Source organism: Reella acinonychis, from assembly GCF_052828705.1.
Genome location: NZ_CM128256.1, coordinates 305,935 through 329,602, shown reverse-complemented (window position 1 = coordinate 329,602; position 23,668 = coordinate 305,935). Strand labels below are relative to the sequence as shown.

The 23,668-nt window shown below is 37.7% G+C and carries 21 protein-coding genes and 1 tRNA gene; 18 read left to right on the top strand and 4 right to left on the bottom strand.

Translation table 11 applies throughout. The features are described 5' to 3' along the window. The first annotated feature begins 43 nt into the window (after window positions 1-43). Window positions 44-1,105, top strand: coding sequence for a recombinase RecA (recA, locus tag ACUXZ4_RS01715; RefSeq protein WP_464973973.1), 1,062 nt, complete (start codon window positions 44-46; stop codon window positions 1,103-1,105). 65 nt (window positions 1,106-1,170) lie between these two features. Then, window positions 1,171-1,620 carry a recombination regulator RecX gene (recX, locus tag ACUXZ4_RS01710; protein WP_464973333.1) on the top strand — a complete coding sequence of 150 codons (450 nt, stop codon included), beginning with the start codon at window positions 1,171-1,173 and terminating at the stop codon, window positions 1,618-1,620. Between the two features lie 30 nt (window positions 1,621-1,650). Here the strand turns inward: recX and ACUXZ4_RS01705 are convergent. Continuing rightward, window positions 1,651-1,745: transfer RNA gene (locus ACUXZ4_RS01705), tRNA-Sec, on the bottom strand. 102 nt (window positions 1,746-1,847) lie between these two features. Between ACUXZ4_RS01705 and selA the strand changes: the two genes are divergently transcribed. The 5 genes from selA to ACUXZ4_RS01680 all read left to right on the top strand — a co-directional run bounded on the left by selA (window position 1,848) and on the right by ACUXZ4_RS01680 (window position 8,085). Then, window positions 1,848-3,230: an L-seryl-tRNA(Sec) selenium transferase gene (selA, locus tag ACUXZ4_RS01700; RefSeq protein WP_464973332.1), complete on the top strand. Its 1,383-nt coding sequence runs from the start codon at window positions 1,848-1,850 to the stop codon at window positions 3,228-3,230. After that, window positions 3,227-5,086, top strand: a complete 1,860-nt coding sequence (gene selB, locus ACUXZ4_RS01695; RefSeq protein WP_464973331.1) for a selenocysteine-specific translation elongation factor — start codon at window positions 3,227-3,229, stop codon at window positions 5,084-5,086. The genes selA and selB overlap by 4 nt, the downstream gene beginning before the upstream one ends. Before the next feature lies 1 nt (window position 5,087). Continuing rightward, window positions 5,088-5,990, top strand: coding sequence for a cation diffusion facilitator family transporter (locus ACUXZ4_RS01690; RefSeq protein ID WP_464973330.1), 903 nt, complete (start codon window positions 5,088-5,090; stop codon window positions 5,988-5,990). A 498-nt stretch (window positions 5,991-6,488) separates the two neighbouring features. Further along, window positions 6,489-7,991, top strand: a complete 1,503-nt coding sequence (locus ACUXZ4_RS01685; protein ID WP_464973329.1) for a sodium-dependent transporter — start codon at window positions 6,489-6,491, stop codon at window positions 7,989-7,991. A 1-nt stretch (window position 7,992) separates the two neighbouring features. After that, entirely contained in the window at window positions 7,993-8,085 is a 93-nt protein-coding gene (locus ACUXZ4_RS01680; RefSeq protein ID WP_464973328.1) for a methionine/alanine import family NSS transporter small subunit, read from the top strand. 82 nt (window positions 8,086-8,167) lie between these two features. On the opposite strand, the gene rsmD is transcribed toward ACUXZ4_RS01680, so the two are convergent. Next, a complete protein-coding gene (gene rsmD, locus ACUXZ4_RS01675) occupies window positions 8,168-8,794 on the bottom strand; it encodes a 16S rRNA (guanine(966)-N(2))-methyltransferase RsmD (protein ID WP_464973327.1) in 627 nt (208 codons plus the stop codon). A 60-nt stretch (window positions 8,795-8,854) separates the two neighbouring features. Between rsmD and ftsY the strand changes: the two genes are divergently transcribed. The 6 genes from ftsY (at window position 8,855) to ACUXZ4_RS01645 (ending at window position 16,344) form a co-directional block, all read left to right on the top strand. Beyond that, a complete protein-coding gene (gene ftsY, locus ACUXZ4_RS01670) occupies window positions 8,855-10,234 on the top strand; it encodes a signal recognition particle-docking protein FtsY (protein ID WP_464973326.1) in 1,380 nt (459 codons plus the stop codon). A gap of 11 nt (window positions 10,235-10,245) precedes the next feature. Next, window positions 10,246-10,896, top strand: a complete 651-nt coding sequence (gene ftsE, locus ACUXZ4_RS01665) for a cell division ATP-binding protein FtsE (protein WP_464973325.1) — start codon at window positions 10,246-10,248, stop codon at window positions 10,894-10,896. Between the two features lie 28 nt (window positions 10,897-10,924). Beyond that, on the top strand, window positions 10,925-11,851 hold the full coding sequence (gene ftsX, locus ACUXZ4_RS01660) for a permease-like cell division protein FtsX (RefSeq protein WP_464973324.1): 927 nt from the start codon (window positions 10,925-10,927) through the stop codon (window positions 11,849-11,851). 149 nt (window positions 11,852-12,000) lie between these two features. After that, window positions 12,001-14,034, top strand: coding sequence for a TonB-dependent siderophore receptor (locus tag ACUXZ4_RS01655; RefSeq protein ID WP_464973323.1), 2,034 nt, complete (start codon window positions 12,001-12,003; stop codon window positions 14,032-14,034). A 196-nt stretch (window positions 14,035-14,230) separates the two neighbouring features. Further along, on the top strand, window positions 14,231-15,343 hold the full coding sequence (gene asd / locus ACUXZ4_RS01650; protein ID WP_464973322.1) for an aspartate-semialdehyde dehydrogenase: 1,113 nt from the start codon (window positions 14,231-14,233) through the stop codon (window positions 15,341-15,343). Between the two features lie 62 nt (window positions 15,344-15,405). Then, the gene (locus ACUXZ4_RS01645) at window positions 15,406-16,344 is read left to right on the top strand and encodes an alpha/beta fold hydrolase (RefSeq protein WP_464973321.1); all 939 of its coding nucleotides are present in this window, start codon (window positions 15,406-15,408) and stop codon (window positions 16,342-16,344) included. Here ACUXZ4_RS01645 and ACUXZ4_RS01640 read toward each other — a convergent pair. Beyond that, window positions 16,341-17,717, bottom strand: a complete 1,377-nt coding sequence (locus tag ACUXZ4_RS01640) for an MFS transporter (protein ID WP_464973972.1) — start codon at window positions 17,715-17,717, stop codon at window positions 16,341-16,343. The genes ACUXZ4_RS01645 and ACUXZ4_RS01640 overlap by 4 nt on opposite strands. Then, entirely contained in the window at window positions 17,718-18,230 is a 513-nt protein-coding gene (gene mobB / locus ACUXZ4_RS01635) for a molybdopterin-guanine dinucleotide biosynthesis protein B (RefSeq protein ID WP_464973320.1), read from the bottom strand. Between the two features lie 127 nt (window positions 18,231-18,357). Between mobB and tal the strand changes: the two genes are divergently transcribed. The 5 genes from tal to atpB all read left to right on the top strand — a co-directional run bounded on the left by tal (window position 18,358) and on the right by atpB (window position 23,619). Further along, window positions 18,358-19,311, top strand: coding sequence for a transaldolase (gene tal / locus ACUXZ4_RS01630; protein WP_464973319.1), 954 nt, complete (start codon window positions 18,358-18,360; stop codon window positions 19,309-19,311). A gap of 445 nt (window positions 19,312-19,756) precedes the next feature. Beyond that, window positions 19,757-21,646 (top strand): tRNA uridine-5-carboxymethylaminomethyl(34) synthesis enzyme MnmG, encoded by a 1,890-nt coding sequence (mnmG, locus tag ACUXZ4_RS01625; protein WP_464973318.1) that lies wholly within the window; start codon window positions 19,757-19,759, stop codon window positions 21,644-21,646. After that, window positions 21,643-22,284 carry a 16S rRNA (guanine(527)-N(7))-methyltransferase RsmG gene (gene rsmG, locus ACUXZ4_RS01620; RefSeq protein ID WP_464973971.1) on the top strand — a complete coding sequence of 214 codons (642 nt, stop codon included), beginning with the start codon at window positions 21,643-21,645 and terminating at the stop codon, window positions 22,282-22,284. Before mnmG ends, rsmG begins: the two co-directional genes overlap by 4 nt. Window positions 22,285-22,415: 131 nt before the next feature. Next, window positions 22,416-22,796, top strand: a complete 381-nt coding sequence (locus ACUXZ4_RS01615; protein ID WP_464973317.1) for an ATP synthase subunit I — start codon at window positions 22,416-22,418, stop codon at window positions 22,794-22,796. Window positions 22,797-22,830: 34 nt separating this feature from the next. Then, window positions 22,831-23,619, top strand: coding sequence for a F0F1 ATP synthase subunit A (gene atpB, locus ACUXZ4_RS01610; protein ID WP_464973316.1), 789 nt, complete (start codon window positions 22,831-22,833; stop codon window positions 23,617-23,619). Window positions 23,620-23,668: the final 49 nt, after the last annotated feature.

Genomic DNA, 23,668 nt, shown 5'->3' with positions numbered 1-23,668 from the left:
CAAATTAAAGGAAAGAATTATGGCAATCGCGAAAGACAATAAAATAGCTACTCAAGATGAAAAAGCAAAAGCACTTGCCGCCGCCTTAGGTCAAATTGAAAAACAATTTGGTAAAGGTGCAATCATGAAACTAGGGGATACTCAAACCTTAGATGTCGAAGCAATTTCTACAGGGTCTATCGGGCTAGATGTAGCATTAGGTATTGGCGGTTTGCCGATGGGACGTGTTGTTGAAATCTTCGGACCAGAATCATCAGGTAAAACAACCTTAACCTTATCTGTTATCGCACAAGCACAACAAGCAGGTAAAGTGTGTGCATTTATTGATGCGGAACACGCTTTAGATCCGATTTATGCAGCTAAATTAGGTGTTGATGTCAAAGAATTATTAATTTCTCAACCAGACAATGGAGAGCAAGCATTAGAAATCTGTGATGCCCTTGTACGTTCAGGTGCAGTTGATGTAATCATCGTGGACTCCGTAGCCGCTCTCACACCAAAAGCAGAAATTGAAGGTGATATGGGCGATGCACATGTAGGTTTACAAGCGCGTTTAATGTCTCAAGCATTGCGTAAATTAACAGGACAAATTAAAGCCTCTAACTGTTTAGTTGTATTTATCAACCAAATTCGTATGAAAATTGGTGTGATGTTTGGTAACCCAGAAACTACGACTGGTGGTAATGCATTAAAATTCTATTCTTCAGTGCGTTTAGATATTCGTCGTGTAGGCTCAGTAAAAGATGGTGAGCAAGTTATTGGTAATGAAACACGCGTTAAAGTCGTAAAAAATAAATTAGCAGCGCCATTTAGACAAGTTGACTTCCAAATTCTCTACGGAGAAGGTATTTCAAAAAATGGCGAACTAATTGAATTAGGCGTTAAGCATAAATTATTAAATAAATCAGGTGCTTGGTATTCCTACAATGGTGAAAAAATTGGTCAAGGTAAAGCCAATGCAATGAAATGGCTTGCGACCAATACCGCAATAGCTAACGAATTAGAAGCGAAGATTAGAGCTGAATTAGTGGCTAATCCAGAACAAGCCTTATTGGCGGATATTGAATCCAATTCTGATGAATCTGAAACCTCAGATTTTGAATAACTCATCACAAAAAAGTGCGGTAGAAAATACCGCACTTTTTCTTTTCATCAAAATAAGGAAAAGCCATGTCGTCCCTCGCATTAGGATATGTCTTAAGTTTATTAGCTAGACGAGAATACAGCGAATTTGAAATTCGCTGCAAAATGCAAGAAAAAGCCTTTTCAGAACAAGAAATAGAAGACACTATCAATCACTGCCAACAAAAAAATTGGCAAAACGATCTACGCTTCGCGGAAAATTACTTAAATTATCGTGCACAACGCGGTTTTGGTGTCAATCGGATTAAACAGGAACTTAAACAATTAAAAGGGATAAGATCCGAGGTTATTCAACAAGCTATTGAACAAAGCGAAATTGATTGGAGCCAAATTGCAAAACAAGTGCTACAAAAAAAACGACTACAATTTCCATTAGATCAAAAAGCCAAGCAAAAAATCTGGCGATATATGATATCCCATGGTTTCTATGCTGAAGATTTCGCAGACTTAATTGATAACGTTGAGTGGGAGTATTGAGAAATATGGGGTTAAGAAAATTAAATGAACTGGCGGAAGGTCATGGGAGTTGAACCCACCCAGGACTGCTGGCAGCCCTAACAGGATTTGAAGTCCTGCCGCCTCACCGGAAACGACGACCTTCCTTTGCATCACTGGGAGCAACTTTAGCCTAATTTTCTTTCTTATTCAAGTCTGGCAGAAAATTATTGTATAATAAGGAAAATTCTTGAAAAACAGGACAAAAAATGACCGCACTTTTTCAGCAACTTCCTTCTGTAGACAAAATGCTTAAAACAGCGCAAGGCGAAACATTAATTGCTCAATATGGACATACTGCAGTTGTTACAACCGCTCGTCAATTAATCCAGCAAGCAAGAGAGTTTATCAAGAAAAATAATCAACTTCCTGCACATTTCAATGATATTCACTCCACGATCGCCGAAATTCATCACCAATTAATTCAAAAAAGCCAAGTAAAAATTCAATCTGTGCATAATCTTACTGGCACCGTTTTGCATACCAATCTTGGTCGTGCACTTTGGCCTGAAGCGGCGCAACAAGCAGCATTAACTGCAATGAAACAAAATGTTGCGTTAGAATATGATTTAAATGAAGGTCAACGTAGCCATCGTGATAATTACATTAGTGAATTAATCTGTGAATTAACAGGTGCAGAAGCAGCTTGTGTCGTCAACAATAATGCCGCAGCAGTATTGTTAATGTTATCTACTTTTGCACAGGGTAAAGAAGTCATCATCTCGCGTGGCGAATTAGTTGAAATTGGCGGTGCATTCCGTATTCCAGATATTATGCAACAAGCGGGCTGCAAATTAGTTGAAGTGGGGACAACCAATAGAACCCATTTAAAAGATTATCGCAACGCAATCAACGAAAATACTGCATTTTTGATGAAAGTTCATACCAGTAATTATCAAATTTGTGGTTTTACGAAATCTATCGAAGAGCAAGAACTAGCGGAACTCAGCAAAGAAGTTGGCATACCTTTAATCAGTGATTTAGGCAGCGGCGCGCTGATTGATTTAAGCCAATATGGTTTGCCAAAAGAGCCGACTGTACAAGAAAAACTCAAGCAAGGCGTCGATCTCATTTCCTTCTCGGGCGATAAATTATTAGGTGGTGTACAAGCAGGCATTATTGTGGGTAAAAAATCCTTAATTCAGCAATTACAAGCCCACCCTTTAAAACGTGCTTTGCGTTGTGACAAAGTCATTCTCTCTGGTTTAGAAGCGACATTACGCTTGTATTTACAACCAGAAAAACTGACCGAGAATTTACCAACCTTACATCTATTAACGCAATCTCTTGAACAACTTGAATATAAAGCACAGCAAGTTAAGTCGATTTTAGAACCTAAGTTGACAGACTTTTCATTACAAATCGAAGCAAGTTCGGCACAAATCGGCAGTGGTTCACAACCAACAGCGAGAATTCCATCTGTCGCTCTTACTATTGCTGAAAAAAATAATGGAAAATTAACCGCACTTTTACAAACATTCAAACAGCTTCCAACTCCAATTATTGCAAGAGTGGAACAAGATAAAATCTGGTTAGATATGCGTTCACTCGCCAACCTTGAACAACTATTAGAGAGTTTACAAAGCTTATGATTATTGTTACTTCAGGTCATGTTGATCATGGTAAAACCGCATTATTACAGGCATTAACTGGCACTAATACCGCTCATTTGCCCGAAGAAAAAAAACGGGGCATGACCATCGACTTAGGCTATGCCTACTTGCCTTTAGGTGATAAAACTCTTGGCTTTATTGATGTGCCAGGGCATGAAAAATTCTTAGTCAATATGCTCGCAGGCTTAGGCGGAATTCATTACGCCATGTTAATTGTGGCAGCGGATGAAGGCATACAAGCACAAACACAAGAACATTTGGCCATTCTGAAACAGTTACAGCTTGAGCAAATTCTGGTTGTGATTACCAAAGCAGATCGTGCAACACCAGAACAAATTGCGCAATTACAACAACAAATTCAAGCGCAATATCCGTTTTTAGCACAAAGTCCCGTTTTTATTACTTCTGCCATTAATCAACAAGGCATTGCTGAATTGAGAGAATATCTCGCACAACTCGCAAATTTAGCAGAGACAAACAAACCGTTTCGTTATGCCATAGACCGTATCTTTAGCGTAAAAGGCGCGGGAACGGTAGTAACGGGTACAGCTTTTAGCGGCAAGGTCAATATTGATGATGAGCTAGTGCTATCCAATGGCGAAAAAGTGCGGGTAAAAAATATTCATGCACAAAATCAAGCAAGTCAGCAAGGATTGGCAGGGCAACGTTTAGCGCTCAATATTAATGCAGATTTAGACCGCACTTTAATTGAGCGTGGCGATTGGCTTTTTTCACAAGCGCCACAACAGCCAACGGATCGCATCAGCATTGTGATTAATGCCGAAACAAATCTTAATGAAAGCCAGGCTGTGCATATCTATCATGCGGCAGATCGTACAATTGGTAAGCTATCGATTTTATCCGATAAATCCTTGTATCCAAGCCAACAAGGTTTAGCTGAATTAATTTTAGAAAAGCCTTTATTTTTAACTTTTGGCGATAAATTAATTTTACGCAGCGGCGATAATAAACAACTGATTGGCGGTGCAAAAGTGATCGAAATTGATTCACCTAAACGCCACAAACGTACAGAAACACGTTTGAATTTATTGCGTGATTTGCACCAATCTGACAATGCCACACAGCGTTTAAAACTGTACTTACAAAGTAAAGCTATTTCAGTATCGCAATTATTGTGGACTGAACAATTAACGCCAAGCCAACTTGATGAGATTTTGCAACAAAATCAGGCAGTGCGTTTCCAACAATGGTGCTTTAGTGCGGATTATAAAAATGAAAAAACACAGCAAATTTTAACCGCACTTTCTGATTACCACCAGCAACATGGCGATCAAATAGGCTTAGGTAAAGCCCGTTTATATCGCATAGCAGCTTTAAACCAACCAGAGCAATTAATTTATCATTTAATTGATGAATTGTTAGCTGATGGCAAATTGCAACAAAGTCGCGGATGGTTGCATTTACCAGAACACAAAATCCAATTTGATGAACAAGAAAAACAACTATGGAAAGCCGTTCTCGCTGAATTTGTGCAACAGAATGGGCAGCCACTTTGGGTCAGAGATATCGCCAATGCACTCGGCATTGCCGAAACAATAATGCGTAATTTCTTATACAAAGCAGGCAAACTAGGCTACCTCACACCAATAGTAAAAGATCGCTTTTTCTTAACGGAAACCCTTTACAATTATGCCCGATTAGTCAAAAAAATTGCGGAGCAACAAGGCGAAATCAGCGTTAATCAATTACGCGATGAATTGCAATTTGGACGTAAATTAACGGTGCAGTTAATGGAATATTTTGATCGCTGCGGCTTCTTACGCCGCAAGGGCAATGCACATATGCTACGCGATAAAACAATGTTTGATGAATAAAATGGAAGAAACATATCAAAAATTAGTTAAACGAGCGGCTAATTTAGCCATTGTTGTGGCAGTTAGCCTCATTATTATTAAAGCATTTGCTTGGTGGAAAACAGGATCTATCGCTATTTTGGCAGCAATGACCGATTCACTGGTGGATTTATTTGCCTCCGCCACCAACGTGATTGCATTACGCTTTGCGTTACAACCTGCAGATGATAACCATGCTTTCGGGCATGGCAAAATGGAATCACTAGCAGCTTTAGCCCAAAGTGCTTTTATCACAGGCTCCGCCGCTTTCTTATTATTGCAAGGTATTCAACGCTTTACCGATCCACAACCGGTACAAAGCAGTGAATTGGGTGTAATTATCAGCTTAATTTCTATTGCTTTAACAGCAATGTTGGTGCTTTATCAACGTAAAGTGGTTAAAGAAACACATAGCCCAGCAATTCAAGCAGATTCTTTGCATTACCAAACGGATCTCTATATGAACACTGCAATTTTAATTGCGATGTTATTAAATATGCAGGGCATGATATATGCTGATGCGGTTTTCGCCATTGGTATTGCTTTCTACATTCTCTATAACGCAGGAAAAATGTTGTGGGATGCTATGCAAGCCTTGTTAGATCAAGCATTACCACAACAAGAAGTGGATAAAATTTGGCACATTGCCCTTGAACATTCCGGTATTATCAGTATTCATGATGTGAAAACCAGAAAAGCAGGAGCAAACCGTTTTATTCAACTCCATTTAGAAATGGATGATCATTTGCCGTTAGTTAAAGCGCATGACATTACTGATAGTTTAGAAAAGAAATTATTACAAGCTTTCCCGCTATCTGAAGTCATCATTCATCAAGAACCAACCAGTGTTGTGCAAAAAGAGCGGATGCAAAATGACGCACAATAGCATCGCTAAACATTAAACTCTGGGTTATCTATTGGAAATATGAATAATATAAGGTTTTTTGGAATTATATTTTTTATTGCACTTGGGAATTACATAATCTCATTCTTTATTATTGTATCCAAAAACCCTTAGATTATTTATTTAGCCTGTCTCATTTCTGGAATAGTACATTAGATATTTAGAGATATAGCTAAAGAAAAATTTTTTATTCAACAACCCCACTCAAATCGTTCGTTTTATAATCAAAATTCACCTTTTAGGCCCTATAAACTGAAAAACATGAATATTTTTCACCGCACTTTTCCCTAAAATACCTCTTATTTATTCTAGCCATAATTAGATCACAAGAATAAAACACCAAAACAGAATAAAATATCAATACAAACAATCAAAATAGATATAAAACATATATTTTTGTTTATTTTATATTGACGAACACCTAATTTTGTTTATATTATCCTAAACACAACAAACATAACACTTAACTAGGGGGCGAGCATGAGTCAATCTACTCGTGAAACATTCTCAGGGCGTAAAGCCTTTATTATGGCAGCAATTGGTTCTGCTGTTGGCTTAGGAAACATTTGGCGTTTCCCATATACCACTTACGAAAACGGCGGTGGTGCATTTATCATTCCTTATATCGTGGCATTATTAACCGCAGGGATTCCATTACTCTTTTTAGATTACGCCATTGGCCATCGCCATCGTGGTGGTGCGCCTTTATCTTATCGTCGCTTTAACAAACATTTTGAAACTTTCGGTTGGTGGCAAGTAATGGTGAATGTCATCATTGGTCTTTATTACGCCGTTGTTTTAGGTTGGGCTGCGATTTACACCTATTTCTCTTTCAGTAAAGCTTGGGGTGGAAAACCTATCGATTTCTTCGTTGGTGAATTCTTAAAAATGGGCGATATTGCACAAGGCGTCAGCTTCGACTTTGTCGGCATGGTAGTAGGTCCATTAATTACAGTATGGGTTATTTCCCTTGTGGTATTAGCATTTGGTGTACAAAAAGGGATCTCCAAAGTGTCTAATATTTTAATGCCAGTATTGGTTGTAATGTTCTTAGTGCTTGTTGTTTATTCACTCACTTTACCTGGTGCAGCTAAAGGTTTGGATGCCTTATTCACACCAAATTGGGAAAAATTATCAGACCCAAGCGTATGGATTGCAGCTTACGGACAAATTTTCTTCTCATTATCTATCTGCTTTGGGATTATGATCACCTACGCCTCTTACTTGAAGAAAGACTCTGATCTCACAGGTACAGGTTTGGTCGTCGGCTTTGCAAACTCCAGTTTTGAAGTGCTTGCAGGGATCGGCGTATTTGCAGCCCTTGGCTTTATGGCAACAGCTGCAGGGCAAGAAGTAAGTGATGTGGCAAAAGGCGGAATTGGTCTTGCATTCTTTGCTTTCCCAACCATCATTAATGAACTTAAATTTGGTGAAATTTTTGGTGTGTTATTCTTTGGCTCATTAACCTTTGCTGCATTAACCTCATTTATTTCCGTTATTGAAGTAATTATTTCTGCGGTACAAGACAAATTAAAAATGGATCGCGTCAAAATCACATTTATCGTTGGCTTACCAATGATGGCTGTATCCGTTATCCTATTTGGTACCACAACAGGCCTACCAATGTTAGATGTATTAGATAAATTTATTAACTATTTTGGTATTGTTGCCGTTGCCTTTGTTTCTCTAGTTGCTATCGTTGCCAATGAAAAACTTGGCTTGTTAGGTGCGCATATTAACCAAACATCTTCTTTCAAAGTTGGTTTCTTATGGCGCTTATGCATCATATTAACCACAGGTATCCTTGCCTTTATGTTATTAAGTGAAGGAGCAAAAGTCTTCACCGAAGGCTATGAAGGCTACCCAAATTGGTTCGTCAACACATTTGGTTGGGGTATGGCATTTACTTTGGTTATCGTTTCTTTCTTACTTTCTCGCTTAAAATGGAAAGACGAAGCCTACGCAGAACACAAAGGAGAATAATATGAGCACAAGTGCAATCATTATGATGTCAATAGCCCTTGCTATTATCTGGGGCGGTTTGATCATCTCAGTTACCAAACTACCAAAAGAATAAAAAAACACTAACAAAAACACCGCACTTTATCTTAAAAAAGTGCGGTGTTTTATTTAAAAAGCAGAATTAACAAGCAAAGATTTTACTCTGTCATTTCGCCTTTTTGATATAATCGATAACTCACTTGCCCGGTGGTTTTCTCTTTTAGTAAGGACCAATTGTCTGGCACTGTTAATACTTTATTTCGTTCCGTCTCGATATAAATTAGCGCACCTGAGCTGAGCCAATTATGCTGTTCTAGCAAAGGCACAACTTGCTCAGTTAGTCCCAAATTAAACGGTGGATCAAGAAAAACCACATCAAACTGCGGTGCATTTTGCGCAAGTTTTAGGAAATCTAAACAACTCTGATTCACCACTTTTCCTTGGTTTTCATCGCATTTTAGTGTTTGTAAATTACGTTTTAATTGTGCAGCCACACCTTTATCCAATTCAATAAAAGTGACTGATTTCGCTTGACGAGAAAGTGCTTCAAACCCCAAGGATCCACTACCAGCAAAGGCATCTAAGCAACGGCTATCAACGATATAAGGCATTAACCAATTAAATAGCGTTTCTTTCACTCGGTCACCTGTTGGGCGCAATCCTTCTGAGTTAAGCACCGGCAATTTTCGACCGCGCCAGAGACCTGCAATAATTCGCACTTCCCCTTTCGCTAAATTTGTTGTTTTACTCGACGTTATCGCCTGCGCTTTTCGGTATTTTTTCATACAGATAAATGATAAACTATGCTAATTTTCCCGTATTCTAACAGAAATTAAGAGATTATTATGGCAGATGAGAATAAAAAAGGTGGCTTTTGGTCGTGGTTAGGTTTTAACAAGAAGAAACAACAAGAACCTATCGACACGCAATCAGAAACCGACAATGAAGAAAACCAAATAACAGAATACGTTTCTGAAGCAGAAACCGCTACCTCACAGCCCTCAGATAATCAAAGTGCGGTGCATTTTGACGAAGTTTCAACAGAACAACAGATTACAACTGAAATCCCAGATGAAATAATCGCAACCCCTGAAGAAGTCGAAGAAGTCGAAGAAGTCGAAGAAGTCGAAGAAGTCGAAGAAGTCGAAGAAGTCGAAGAAGTCGAAGAAGTCGAAGAAGTCGAAGAAGTCGAAGAAGTCGAGGAAGTCGAGGAAGTCGAGGAAGTCGAGGAAGTCGAGGAAGTCGAGGAAGTCGAGGAACAACCTATCTCAGCATCGGCTGTTACACAAGAAAAACCAAGCGAAGGTGGTTTCTTTAGTCGTTTATTAAAAGGCTTGGTCAAAACCAAACAAAATATTGGTTCGGGATTTTTGTCCTTTTTCTCCGGCAAAAAAATTGATGACGAATTATTTGAAGAATTAGAAGAACAGTTGCTGATCGCAGATATTGGCGTGCCAACTACAACGAAAATTATCAAAAACCTTGAGTTGCATGCCACTCGCCAGCAATTAAAAGATGCTAATTTACTCTATCAACAATTAAAACAAGAAATGTCGGCGATTTTGAAACCTGTTGCTCAGCCTTTACAGCTTGAAAGCGATAAAAAACCTTATGTTATTTTAATGGTTGGCGTGAATGGCGTGGGTAAAACTACCACCATTGGTAAATTGGCTCGCCAATTCCAACAACAAGGGAAATCCGTTATGCTAGCCGCTGGCGATACCTTCCGCGCAGCAGCTGTGGAACAATTACAGGTTTGGGGAGAACGTAATAATATTCCTGTTATTGCACAAAGCACAGGTTCTGACTCTGCTTCTGTTATTTTTGATGCTATGCAATCTGCAGCAGCACGCAATATTGATATATTAATTGCGGATACAGCAGGGCGTTTGCAAAATAAAAATAATCTTATGGACGAATTGAAGAAAATTGTCCGCGTGATGAAAAAATACGATGAAAGCGCGCCCCATGAAATTATGCTCACGCTCGATGCAAGCACTGGTCAAAATGCTATTAGCCAAGCTAAATTATTTAATGAAGCTGTGGGTTTAACAGGCATTAGCTTAACCAAATTAGATGGTACCGCCAAAGGTGGTGTCATTTTCGCTATTGCTGATCAATTTGGTTTGCCTATTCGCTACATTGGCGTTGGGGAAAAAATCGAAGATTTACGTACATTTAATGCAGATGAATTTATTGATGCATTATTTACTCATGAAGAATAAAGAGAAATAACATGATTCATTTTCAAAATGTGAGCAAAGCGTATTTAGGCGGAAAGCCTGCTTTGCAAGGACTGACTTTCCATTTGCCCGTTGGCAGCATGACTTATTTAACAGGTCATTCTGGCGCAGGAAAAAGCACATTATTAAAGTTAATTATGGGAATGGAACGCGCGAATGGTGGCAGCATTTGGTTTAACGGCCACGATATTACTCGTCTTTCTCACCATGAATTACCTTTTTTACGCCGCCAAATCGGCATGGTGCACCAAGATTATCGTTTATTGCCCGATCGCTCTGTGGCAGAAAATGTCGCCATGCCATTAATTATTGCGGGCATGCATCCTAAAACAGCGGTAGAACGCGCTTCCGCAGCCTTAGATCGCGTGGGATTATACGAGCGCGCCAATCATTTGCCAGTTCATCTCTCTGGTGGTGAGCAACAGCGCGTAGATATTGCTCGAGCAATCATCCACAAACCCCAATTATTATTGGCCGATGAACCAACGGGCAATTTAGACAATGCCCTTTCTCTTGAAATTTTCAACTTGTTTGAAGAGTTCAATAATATGGGAATGACAGTGTTAATCGCCACTCACGACATCGGCTTAATCCAGCAGAAACCTAAACCTTGCCTCACATTAGAACAAGGGCATTTGCGCTAAAAGTGCGGTCTTTTTTTGGAGAGTTTTTATGAAAGTAAATCAAAGCGCGCCATTTTGGGCAAGAATGCAATATGTACTAAATTCGGTATTGAAGGACTTAATCAAGAAAAAATACGGTACCATCTTAACGATTTTAGTGATTGCTGTATCCCTCACCATCCCAACCGTTAGTTTCTTGTTGTGGAAAAATACACATCAAGCCACTACCACATTTTATCCTGAAACCGAATTAACAGTTTATCTGCATAAAAATTTAAACGAAGATGACGCCAATGCCATTGTCAGCAAGATTCAGCAACAACAAGGTATTGAAAGCTTAAATTATATTTCTCGCCAAGAAAGTTTGAAAGATTTTCGCAGTTGGTCAGGCTTTGGCGAAGAATTGGATATTTTAGATGATAACCCACTTCCTGCAGTTGTGATGATTAAGCCCACATCAGATTATCAAGCGTCTGAAAAACGTAAAGAGCTACACGATAGCCTAATGAAAATCAAAGGTGTCGAAGAAGTACGCATGGATAACGATTGGTTAGAAAAACTCGCTGCGCTCACTTGGTTAATTGCTCATGTTGCCATTTTCTGTGCTGTATTAATGACTCTTGCAGTATTTTTAGTGATTGGGAACAGTATTCGTTCTGATGTTTATAGTAGCAAAGCCAATATTCAAGTAGTTAAATTGCTCGGTGCGACCGACCAATTTATTTTGCGCCCATTCCTTTACACTGGCATTATTTACGGTTTTCTTGGTGCATTATTTGCTTGTATTTTCAGTAGCTTAGTGATCGGCTACTTCACAAGTGCGGTCAAATATGTAACAGATATTTTCGCTGTCAAATTTGAATTAAATGGATTGGAAATAACAGAAGTCTTTTTCTTATTAATCATCTGCTCCATTGTTGGCTATGCATCTGCTTGGATAGCAGCAAACAAGCATATAAAAATGTTAGACAAATAATTTCCAACATATATATCTATGATTGGCTCCAAAAGTAGTTGTTAATATTTTAATCGAACAAACACAAATGATATTGATTCTTATTTATAAAACAAATATACTTTGTGCTCTTTTTTCGTTGATTAAATACAACTTCTCAGGGAGCCATTATGCACTTCAATAAAAATAAACTCACCTTAGCTATTTTACTAGCAGCTTCTTCTAGCCTTTATGCTAACCCATCCTCAACATTAGAAATGATTGATGTTACTGCTCATACAGGCACAAAAAACTCAACAGATGTGATTACATTAGCGCAACAAGATCGCAGCACAGAAACTGATTTACGTGGTTTGTTTAGAGAGGAACCATCAATTGGCTTCGCGGCGGGTAACGGTACATCACAATTCTTAACCATTCGTGGAATGGGGCAAAATTCCGTTGATATTAAAGTAGACGGTGCGTCATCCGATAGCCAAATCTTATATCACCAAGCTCGCTTTATTATTGATCCATCATTATTGAAAAGCGTTTCGGTACAAAAAGGGGCAGGATCTGCAAGTGCAGGCATTGGCGCAACCAATGGTGCGATTATTGCTAAAACAGTAGATGCATTAGACCTATTAGAAGGCAGTAAACGCGACTATGGTTTTAAATTAAACGGAGGTTATTCTAGCAATAACGGTCATTCTTATGGCGCAAGCGTTTTTGGTAAAACAGGTCATTTTGATGCATTACTTTCTTTTAATCGTAATGATGAAGAGGATTACAAAGCAGGAAAACATTATGTTAATGGATTAAATGGTAGCAATAAAGTGCCTTACAGTGCACTAGACAAACGCAACTACATTGTTAAATTAGGTGCGACATTTGGTGATCATCGTTTTGTATTAAGTCATTTACAAGATCAACATCGTGGCACGCGTTTAGTACGTGAAGAATTTGCTGCTTTTGATACAGGTCGCCTTACTTTAGCACGCCAATCACCATCCTATCGTGAAACAACTTTAACTAACACGAATCTTGAATATATTGGTAAAAATCTTGGTTTTATCAATGAAGTCACCGCAAATGCTTATGTAATGAAAAACAAACGTTATTCAGCAGATGATAGTGGTTGTGGATATTGTGGCAAAGTATCAGGTCCAACAACAACGGTAATTAATACTCGTGGCGCTAATGTGAACTTTGATTCTTATATTGGTGAAAATGTATTAGTTAAATATGGCGTAAATTACCGTAATCAAGAAATTAAACCTCACAAAAAGCTGGCATTCGTTAAAAACAACCCTGAAAAAACAGATGTTGGTGCTTATGTTGAAATGATCAGTGGAATTGGTGATTTCACCTTAACCACAGGTTTACGTTATGACCACTTTAATATGAAAGCAAATGATGGCGTGAAAGCTTCTGGCGGTAAATTAAATCCAAGTGTTGGATTAATTTATCAAGCAACACCTGAATTAAGCTTTAGTGCAAATCATAACTATGCCTCACGCAGCCCACGTTTATATGATGCATTAATGGTTGGTATTAGACAGATTTCCGTTGATCCAAATATTGAGGCAGAACAAGCTCGCAATACTGAAATTGGTTTCAACTACAATAGTGGCAACTTCACTTTCGAAGGTAGCTACTTCTGGCAAAAAGTAAATAATTTAATTGTAAACCCACAAGATAGACATGATGCCTTAGGCAACGTGATTAGCGGTGTAAAACAAGCAGTTAATGATGGTTATTCGAAAAACCATGGTTACGAATTAAAAGCCTCTTACCGTTATGAAGGCTTAACCGCACGCTTTGGTGTATCTGATAGTAAACCAAGATTTTACTTAAATAACACCAAACCTGATTCCAGACTCAATCCTGAGTTTGCGGTACAAACAGGTCGTACTTGGACAGCTGGCCTATCTTATCGCTTTGATACCCCTGATTTAGAGTTAGGTTGGAAAGGTAACTATGTAGAAAAAGAAAAAGGTTATGCATTAGCTAATGCGGACAAAACAGCTGCAGAAAGTGCTCGTGATAGTTATATTACTCATGACTTCTATATCAGCTGGAAACCATTAAAAGATGAAAAATTAAATGTCAATCTTGCGATTAATAATGCATTTAATAAATTCTATCACCCACATAGCCAACGAGGTGCAACCTTACCAGGTATGGGACGTGATATCCGCTTAAATGTAAACTACACATTCTAACAGTTTAATGAAGTAACTTCTTAATAGCGATTGGCTAACAAGTCAATCGCTATTTTATTTAAAGATTATTTAATAAAGAGAGGTAGATTATCCAATTCCTACATTAAAAATCTGCTTTTTTTATTAAAATGCTTGATTTTAATTCGCCAATCTGTAATTAATGTAAACTTATCAAACACAACTTAAGGAATAAACTATGAAAAATGTCGGATTTATCGGATGGCGCGGAATGGTCGGTTCCGTATTAATGGATCGTATGGTGCAAGAAAATGATTTTGCCAATATCAATCCTATTTTCTTCACTACATCACAAGCTGGTCAAAAAGCCCCTGTTTTTGCAGGAAAAGACGCGGGCGAATTAAAAAATGCTTTTGATATTGATGAACTTAAAAAACTGGACATTATTGTTACCTGTCAAGGTGGTGACTATACCAACGAAGTCTATCCAAAATTAAAACAAACAGGCTGGGATGGTTACTGGATTGACGCAGCATCAGCGCTTCGTATGAAAGATGATGCCATTATCGTTTTAGACCCCGTAAACCAAAATGTGATTACAGAAGGCTTAAACAAAGGCATTAAAACCTTTGTGGGCGGAAACTGTACAGTAAGTTTAATGTTAATGGCCATCGGTGGTTTATTTGAAAAAGATTTAGTTGAATGGGTGTCTGTAGCAACCTATCAAGCAGCTTCTGGCGCTGGCGCAAAAAATATGCGTGAATTACTCGTGCAAATGGGACAATTAGAAGACAGCGTAAAAGCTGAATTAGCAGATCCTGCTTCTTCCATTTTAGATATTGAACGCAAAGTGACTGCAACAATGCGTGAAGATAGCTTCCCAACAGATAACTTTGGTGCGGCTTTAGCAGGCAGCTTAATTCCTTGGATTGACAAATTATTACCAGAAACAGGACAAACCAAAGAAGAATGGAAAGGCTATGCAGAAACCAACAAAATTTTAGGTTTAAGCGACAACCCAATTCCAGTAGATGGCTTATGTGTTCGCATTGGTGCATTACGTTGCCATAGCCAAGCCTTTACAATTAAATTGAAAAAAGATATCCCATTAGCAGAAATTGAACAAATTATCGCTGCACACAATGAGTGGGTGAAAGTCATTCCAAACGACAAAGAAACGACTTTACGTGAATTAACACCAGCAAAAGTAACAGGCACATTGAGTATCCCTGTTGGTCGTTTACGTAAGCTTGCTATGGGCCCAGAATATGTGGCAGCCTTTACTGTTGGCGACCAATTATTATGGGGTGCTGCAGAGCCAGTTCGTCGTATCTTAAAACAATTAGTTTAATTCTTGCTAACCTCAAAAGTGCGGTGGATTTCACCGCACTTTTTTACTTCATTTAAATCCAAATGCAAAGAGAATCGCAATTCCATCATTTTTTACAGCAGCAATTATCACCTTGGCTTGCGCCATTTCCAGTGCAATATATTGAAGGGAAAAAAGGCTGCCGTTTGGCTTATCGCCATTTTCTGCAAACAAATGGCTCAGATAAACTAATGATTTTAGTCAATGGCAGAGCAGAAAATCTATTGAAGTGGTCAGAAGTGGCCTATGATTTTTATCATCAGGGCTATGATGTGTTGTTGTTTGATCATCGTGGGCAAGGTTATTCCCAACGATTATTACCCCATACTGAAAAAGGCTATATTGATGAGTTTCGTTTTTATGCGGAAGATATGGCAAAAATCATTGAAAATATCACCGCACTTTATACCTATCAAACCCAACATTTACTTGCTCATTCTTTAGGTGCATTAATTAGCAGTTTTTATTTAGCAAATGCAGATCATCAGATTAAAAGTGCGGTATTTTCTGCGCCATTTTTTGCTTTGCCGATGAAAAATCTGCTGATGGATGAAATATTGCTAAGCCTGATGATGTTGTTTGGGCAAGGAAAAAAATATGTATTTGGCAAAACGGATTATCAGCCTGTTGATGTGATGGATAATAAGTTAAGCAGCAGCCAAGTGCGTATGCAATGGATGAATGAGATAAATTTAACCTTTCCAGAAGTACATTTGGGCGGCCCTACATTTAAATGGGCGCATTTATGTTTGCAAGCCACGAAAAAATTGCCAACAATCCTTTCTCGCATTGAAATTCCCGTATTAATTCTACAAGCGGAACAAGAGCAAATTGTGAGCAATAAAACTTTGCAAAAATTGACCGCACTTTTGCCACAAGGAAAGTTAATTAAAGTGGCACAAGCAAAACATGAAATTTTATTTGAGCGCGATGAAATCCGCCAACAAGCCTTTGCGGAAATAAAGGCTTTTTTGACTCGTTAATGCAAATTCTTGCCATCATTTTTGTGCAATTTTGACACCACAAAGAGCAGCAATAAACCAAATAATGCACTAGTTAAAAAGGTATAGCTGAATGCTTGTTGCAATGGTTGTTGGTCAATGTATTCACGATAAAAATTAAGCGCAATCGCTGCAATGGCAATGCCTAATCCAATACCTACTTGTTGAACAACACTCAGCATTGTCGCCCCTGCACTTGCGGTTTGTTGGTCTAATTCAGAAATGGTTAATGTGTTGACGGAAGTAAATAAAATAGATAAACAAAAACCATAAAGTGAAACCAATAATAGATATAGCCACAAAGCCGAATCGGTGGTTAAAAATGACATTAAAATGATAGAAATCATCATAAAAAGTGCGGCGTAAATTAAGGTTTTTTTATAACCTAATTTAAATAATAATTTGCGAATAAAGGGTTTAACAGCTAAAGAGCTCAACGCAATGGGGGAAACGAGCCAGCCGGCAATGTCGGCATCATAATGAAATGAGAGTTGTAGCATTAAAGGCAATAAAAATGGAATACCTGAGCCACATAAACGAATAAATAAATTTGCCCAAGAACCTAATAAATAAGTGCGCACTTTAAATAAACTAAGTGGAATTAATGCATCGCTTTTATTTTTAGCATAAAGGTAATAACTTAATAAAAAAGCCATACCGATTAAAATAATTAATCCTGATTGCCATTGTGGCAAAAAGGCTTCACCGAGTAAATCCAGTCCTAAGGTAAAACCCACCAATCCGCCAGCAAAAAGCAAAAAACCTTGCCAATCGAATTTTTTTACTTCATTCCGCAAATTTGGCATAAAACGGTGCGCCAGTAATACGCCTAATAAACCAATAGGAATATTAATAAGAAAAATCCAATGCCAAGAGGCATAGGTGGACAGCCATCCGCCCAGTACAGGTCCTAAAATAGGCCCAGTTAAGCCTGCCATTGCCATAAGATTTAATACGGGCAGCAATTCATTTTTAGGTATCACGCGAATAATGGCTAGGCGAGAAACTGGCATCATCATTGCGCCACCAAATCCCTGCAAAATGCGGGAGAAAATCAGCATTTCTAAACTGGTGGAAAAAGCACAACAAATAGAACCTAAAACAAAGGTGGAAACAGAAAATCGGAAAATGGTTAATGTACCATATTTGTCAGCCATCCAACCGCTCATTGGAATGAACAAAGCCACAGTTAAAGCATAACTAATCACCGTTAGCTGCATATGCAACGGCGATTGTTGTAAATCCAATGAAATAGCAGGTAATGCGGTGGTTAATATGGTGGCATCAAGGGTTTGCATAAAAAATGCCGTCGCCGCAATCCAAGCTAAAGAACGATAAGTTGTCTGCATAAAAATTTAATGATTTTCCACCGCACTTTTTTGTTGCACATATTGATCAATAAACTGGGCAATTTGAGGGATATTATTGATATCCAAACAAGGAATATCGCCGTCTATTTGATAATCTGTTGCCAATGCCAATACATATTGATCGATGTCAGGCAGAGGTTTTGTCATTGCCTTTCGGTGTAACAAAATTTTTGGCATTTGTTCTTGCTTAAAACCTTCAATTAAAATCAAATCCACCAACTGCTGATCAAATTGTTGGATTAAATAAGAAAAAGAGGCAGGAATAGGCGTTTCTGTCATTAATGCCCAACGTTGATCACAAGCCATAATAACTTGACTTGCACCCGCTTCTTTCATTCGCCAGCTGTCTTTTCCTTCTTTATCTACTTGTGCATTATGGTGGCTATGTTTAATCACCGCGACTTTTAAGCCTAAGGATTTCAATTCAGGCAGCAATTTTTCTAATAAAGTGGTTTTTCCACTTCCACTGTATCCCGTAATACCTAAAAATAGCTTCATTCATTGCCCCTTTTTCATTTTTTACTTGTATATAAATTTTTATGTATTATAGTTTACCTCTGCGTAAATAGACTATAAATAAATTATATTTTGTATTATGCAATCCCCTAAAACTTGAGGAAAAATTATGACTACACAATTAGATGCTTTACGTGAAATGACCGTTGTGGTGGCCGATACTGGCGATATCGAAGCGATGAAATTATACAAGCCACAAGATGCAACAACTAACCCTTCATTAATTTTAAGTGCTTCTGCATTACCACAGTATGCACCATTAATTGATGAAGCCATTGCTTATGCAAAAAAACAAAGTGATTGTAAAAAACAACAACTGATTGATGCGGAAGATAAATTAGCCGTAAACATTGGTTTAGAAATTTTAAAATTAGTACCAGGTCGCATTTCAACTGAGGTGGATGCACGTCTTTCTTATGATACTGAAGCGACTGTTGAAAAAGCGCGTAAAATTATCCGTCTTTATAATGAAGCGGGTGTAGCTAACGATCGTATCCTAATCAAAATTGCTTCTACTTGGCAAGGTATCCGCGCAGCAGAAATCTTAGAAAAAGAAAATATTAACTGTAACCTCACCTTATTATTCTCTCAAGCGCAAGCTCGTGCCTGTGCTGAAGCGGGTGTTTATTTAATTTCACCATTCGTCGGTCGTATTCTTGACTGGTACAAAGCAAACTCAGATAAAAAAGACTATGCACCAGCAGAAGATCCTGGCGTAGTTTCAGTAACTGAAATTTATAATTATTATAAACAATATGGTTATGAAACTGTGGTAATGGGTGCAAGTTTCCGCAATGTTGGTGAAATTACCGAATTAGCAGGTTGCGACCGCTTAACTATCGCGCCATCTTTATTAAAAGAATTACAAGAAAGTAATGCGCCTTTAGTACGCAAATTAACGTTCAATGGCGAAGTAAAAGCACGTCCAGAACCATTAAAAGAATCTGAATTCTATTGGCAACATAATGCTGACCCAATGGCAGTTGAAAAATTAGCTGAGGGTATCCGCAAATTCGCTATTGATATTGAAAAATTAGAAGCGATGTTAGCTGAAAGACTCTAATTTATTTTCCTTTGTTTTGAAAAGTGCGGTTAATTTCACCGCACTTTTTTTATTTATCTCATAAATTTCACTGTGGATAACTTTATAGAAAATTGTCAACAAGCTGTATTTTTTCATTTGATAAGATCTAAAAAAATAGCATCTGTGGATAACTAGCCAAGTTATACAGAATTATTTCACTGTAAAGATCCAAGTTTTACTCAGGTTCAAAAAGATCTAAGTTATTTATATAAAAAGGAAAAAGGATCTTATAAACAACGATCAGTGGATCTAATAATAGTAATAATAAGATCTTTTATATATAGATCTTTATATTATTAGTGATCCATTATTTAGATCCTAACTTATCGATCCCACTTTTAGGATCTATCAATTTTTAGTAGAATACCACGTTATTTTATTTAAGATCGGTGAAAGCGATCCTTTTCATTGTATTAAGGTTTATATGTTTTATACAGAAAATTATGATGTGATCGTTATTGGTGGCGGTCACGCAGGCACAGAAGCAGCTCTGGCACCAGCAAGAATGGGGCTAAAAACATTATTGCTTACTCATAATATTGATACATTAGGGCAAATGTCTTGTAACCCTGCAATTGGTGGTATTGGTAAAGGCCATTTAGTGAAAGAAATTGATGCCATGGGTGGTTTAATGGCAACCGCAGCGGATCAGGCTGGGATCCAATTTCGCACATTAAATAGCAGCAAAGGGCCTGCAGTGCGCGCAACACGTGCACAGGCAGACCGCGTTTTATATCGTCAAGCTGTGCGTATTGCACTTGAAAATCAACCTAATTTAGATATTTTCCAACAAGAAGTTACAGATGTATTAATTGAACAGGATCGTGTTAGCGGTGTTGAAACGAAAATGGGATTAAAATTTCGTGCAAGATCCGTCATTCTTACAGCTGGTACATTTTTAGCAGGTAAAATTCATATTGGTTTGGAAAATTATGAAGGTGGACGAGCGGGCGATCCTGCTGCGGTGAGCTTATCCCATCGTTTACGTGATTTAGGTTTACGTGTTGATCGTCTAAAAACAGGTACACCACCACGTTTAGATGCGCGTACCATTAATTTTGATGTACTTGCAAAACAGCATGGTGATGAAGAATTGCCGGTTTTCTCTTTTATGGGATCGGTAGATCAACATCCACGTCAAATTCCTTGTTTTATTACCCATACCAATGATCATACCCATGAAGTGATCCGTAACAATTTGGATCGCAGTCCAATGTATACAGGGGTGATTGAAGGTATTGGCCCTCGCTATTGCCCTTCTATTGAAGATAAGGTTATGCGCTTTGCTGAACGTAATTCACATCAAATTTATCTGGAGCCTGAAGGTTTAACCTCCAATGAAGTTTATCCAAATGGGATTTCAACCAGTTTGCCATTTGATGTACAAATGGGCATTGTAAATTCAATGAAAGGCTTGGAAAAAACTCGAATTGTGAAGCCAGGCTATGCCATTGAATATGATTATTTTGATCCAAGAGATTTAAAACCAACATTAGAAACAAAAGCGATTAGTGGTTTATTCTTTGCGGGACAAATTAATGGTACAACGGGATATGAAGAAGCCGCAGCACAGGGATTATTAGCCGGTATTAACGCTGGATTATATGTGCAAGATAAAGAGCAATGGTTCCCACGTCGTGATCAGGCTTATACTGGGGTATTAGTAGATGATCTTTGCACCTTAGGCACAAAAGAACCTTATCGTGTATTTACTTCTCGTGCTGAATACCGTTTATTGTTGCGTGAAGATAATGCGGATATTCGTTTAACCCCTATTGCTCATAAATTAGGATTAATTGATGAGGCGCGTTGGGCGCGTTTTAATCAAAAAATGGATAACATTGAGCAAGAACGTCAACGTTTAAAACAAATTTGGATTCACCCTCAATCAGAACATTTGGCAGAAATTAATCAGTTAGTAGGCAATCCATTAACGCGTGAAGCCAGCGGCGAAGACTTATTACGTCGTCCAGAAATTACCTATGAAAAATTAACTAAAACTGCAGCATTTTCACCCGCACTTGAGGATAAACAAGCAGCAGAACAGGTGGAAATTGCCATTAAATATCAAGGCTATATTGAACATCAACAAGATGAAATTGAAAAACAGAAACGTCATGAAAATACGGCAATTCCAGATCGTTTTGATTATAGCTTAGTTTCAGGATTATCTAACGAAGTGCGTTCTAAATTAGAACAATATCGCCCTGTTTCTATTGGACAAGCAAGTCGAATTTCAGGCGTTACTCCTGCTGCAATTTCAATTTTGTTAGTGAATTTGAAAAAACAAGGTATGTTAAAACGAGGCGAATAATGAACCTTGAGCAACAGTTAAGTGAAAAGTTAGAAACTTTATTAAAACAGACCGCACTTTCTCTTACAGATCAGCAAAAAAAGCAGCTGGTACAGTTAGTTTTGTTACTGGATAAATGGAACAAAGCCTACAACTTGACTTCAGTGCGAGATCCAAAAGAAATGTTAGTTAAACATATTTTGGATAGCGTAGTTGTTAGTTCTTATTTACAAGGGGATCTTTTTATCGATGTGGGTACAGGCCCAGGCTTGCCCGGCTTGCCTTTAGCCATTATTAACCCAGATAAAAAATTCTTCTTGTTGGACAGTTTAGGCAAGCGTATTAGTTTTATTCGTAATGCAGTACGTGAATTAGCACTAACTAATGTAGAACCAGTGCTAAGTCGTGTGGAAGAATTTAAGCCCGTTCATCAATTTGATGGGGTTTTAAGCAGGGCTTTTGCCAGTTTGAAGGATATGACCCATTGGTGCCAACATTTGCCTAATCAGCAAGGGTTGTTTTATGCATTAAAAGGGCAATATCATGAAGACGAAGTGGAACTACTTGATTCACATTTTGTTATTCAAAAAGTAGTTGAATTAGCGGTGCCAGACTTAGTTGGTGAGCGTCATTTGGTACTAATCAAAAAGAATAATTAAAATTTATTTACTAATTTGTTGAAATTTTGTGACAAATACCTCATTTTAGGTGATTTTAAGTTTAAACTTTCATTTTTGTATCGTATAATTCCGCTGTTTTATTTAATGAATTACAGTTATTAAGGTTTATTATGTCTGCTGTAATCCATAAAGCCAAACAACATTATTTAAAATCCTTGCTTGTTGAAATGGGGTTTATCCTTTTTTTGAGCTTAATGGTTTTTCTGTTTAAACCAGCTCACGCAAGGGATTTTTTAGTAGGTATGTTGGTGGGCTTTTTACCTCATACATTAATGGTTTATTGGTTCTTTTTTCGTCATCAAGCGAAAAATCAAGCAAAAATGACCGCACTTTATCGAGGTGAAGGTCTCAAATGGTTGGCAACCATCTTGTTAATTATGTTGAGCATAAAATTAATCACTAATCTTAATGTGATGGCTTTTTTTATGGGCTATGTTTTATTATTAGTGTTAAATAATTTTATTCCATTTTTGCTTTCTTTTAGAAAATAACAGAATTTTTATAATTTGTTGAAAAGGATAATTTATGGCTGGAACAACTGCAGATTATATCACGCACCATTTAAGCTTTTTAGCTTCTGGTGAAGGGTTTTGGGCTGTACATTTAGATAGTCTGTTTTTCTCAATCATTTCAGGTGCTATTTTTCTTTTCGTTTTCTCTCGAGTAGCGAAAACAGCCACATCAGGCGTACCAGGAAAATTGCAATGTTTTATCGAAATTGTGATTGAATGGGTTGATGGATTAGTAAAAGATAATTTCCATGGACCAAGAAACGCTATCGCCCCTATTGCTTTAACAATTTTCTGCTGGGTATTCATCATGAATGCTATCGACTTAGTTCCAGTAGACTTCCTTCCTCAATTTGCAAATTTATTTGGTATTCATTATCTTCGCGCTGTACCGACAGCAGACATTAGTGCCACATTAGGTATGTCAATTTGTGTTTTCTTCCTTATTCTATTTTATACCGTCAAATCAAAAGGTTTTGGCGGTTTAGCGAAAGAATATACATTGCATCCATTTAATCATTGGGCATTCATTCCAGTTAACTTTTTACTTGAAACAGTTACTTTACTTGCGAAACCAATTTCGTTGGCATTCCGTTTGTTTGGTAATATGTATGCAGGTGAATTAATCTTTATTCTTATTGCAATTATGTATATGGCAGATAGTTTTGCCTTAAAAGCATTAGGGATTCCGTTACATCTTGTTTGGGCAATTTTCCATATTTTGGTTATTACATTACAAGCCTTTATTTTTATGATGTTAACGATTGTTTACTTAAGTATGGGCTATAACAAAGCCGATCACTAATTTAACGATTTTTTATAAACAAACTGGACCTTAGGTCTTAATTTTCAAT

What these genes read in the sequence shown, in the direction of transcription:
- recX (WP_464973333.1), top strand. Translation starts at nt 1,171, where the DNA reads ATGTCGTCCCTCGCATTAGGATATGTCTTAAGTTTATTAGCTAGACGA.
- asd (WP_464973322.1), top strand. Translation starts at nt 14,231, where the DNA reads ATGAAAAATGTCGGATTTATCGGATGGCGCGGAATGGTCGGTTCCGTA.
- selA (WP_464973332.1), top strand. Translation starts at nt 1,848, where the DNA reads ATGACCGCACTTTTTCAGCAACTTCCTTCTGTAGACAAAATGCTTAAA.
- rsmD (WP_464973327.1), bottom strand. Translation starts at nt 8,794, where the DNA reads ATGAAAAAATACCGAAAAGCGCAGGCGATAACGTCGAGTAAAACAACA.
- mnmG (WP_464973318.1), top strand. Translation starts at nt 19,757, where the DNA reads ATGTTTTATACAGAAAATTATGATGTGATCGTTATTGGTGGCGGTCAC.
- ACUXZ4_RS01655 (WP_464973323.1), top strand. Translation starts at nt 12,001, where the DNA reads ATGCACTTCAATAAAAATAAACTCACCTTAGCTATTTTACTAGCAGCT.
- ACUXZ4_RS01690 (WP_464973330.1), top strand. Translation starts at nt 5,088, where the DNA reads ATGGAAGAAACATATCAAAAATTAGTTAAACGAGCGGCTAATTTAGCC.
- atpB (WP_464973316.1), top strand. Translation starts at nt 22,831, where the DNA reads ATGGCTGGAACAACTGCAGATTATATCACGCACCATTTAAGCTTTTTA.
- ftsY (WP_464973326.1), top strand. Translation starts at nt 8,855, where the DNA reads ATGGCAGATGAGAATAAAAAAGGTGGCTTTTGGTCGTGGTTAGGTTTT.
- ACUXZ4_RS01615 (WP_464973317.1), top strand. Translation starts at nt 22,416, where the DNA reads ATGTCTGCTGTAATCCATAAAGCCAAACAACATTATTTAAAATCCTTG.
- selB (WP_464973331.1), top strand. Translation starts at nt 3,227, where the DNA reads ATGATTATTGTTACTTCAGGTCATGTTGATCATGGTAAAACCGCATTA.
- mobB (WP_464973320.1), bottom strand. Translation starts at nt 18,230, where the DNA reads ATGAAGCTATTTTTAGGTATTACGGGATACAGTGGAAGTGGAAAAACC.
- ftsE (WP_464973325.1), top strand. Translation starts at nt 10,246, where the DNA reads ATGATTCATTTTCAAAATGTGAGCAAAGCGTATTTAGGCGGAAAGCCT.
- ACUXZ4_RS01680 (WP_464973328.1), top strand. Translation starts at nt 7,993, where the DNA reads ATGAGCACAAGTGCAATCATTATGATGTCAATAGCCCTTGCTATTATC.
- ACUXZ4_RS01685 (WP_464973329.1), top strand. Translation starts at nt 6,489, where the DNA reads ATGAGTCAATCTACTCGTGAAACATTCTCAGGGCGTAAAGCCTTTATT.
- tal (WP_464973319.1), top strand. Translation starts at nt 18,358, where the DNA reads ATGACTACACAATTAGATGCTTTACGTGAAATGACCGTTGTGGTGGCC.
- ACUXZ4_RS01645 (WP_464973321.1), top strand. Translation starts at nt 15,406, where the DNA reads ATGCAAAGAGAATCGCAATTCCATCATTTTTTACAGCAGCAATTATCA.
- ftsX (WP_464973324.1), top strand. Translation starts at nt 10,925, where the DNA reads ATGAAAGTAAATCAAAGCGCGCCATTTTGGGCAAGAATGCAATATGTA.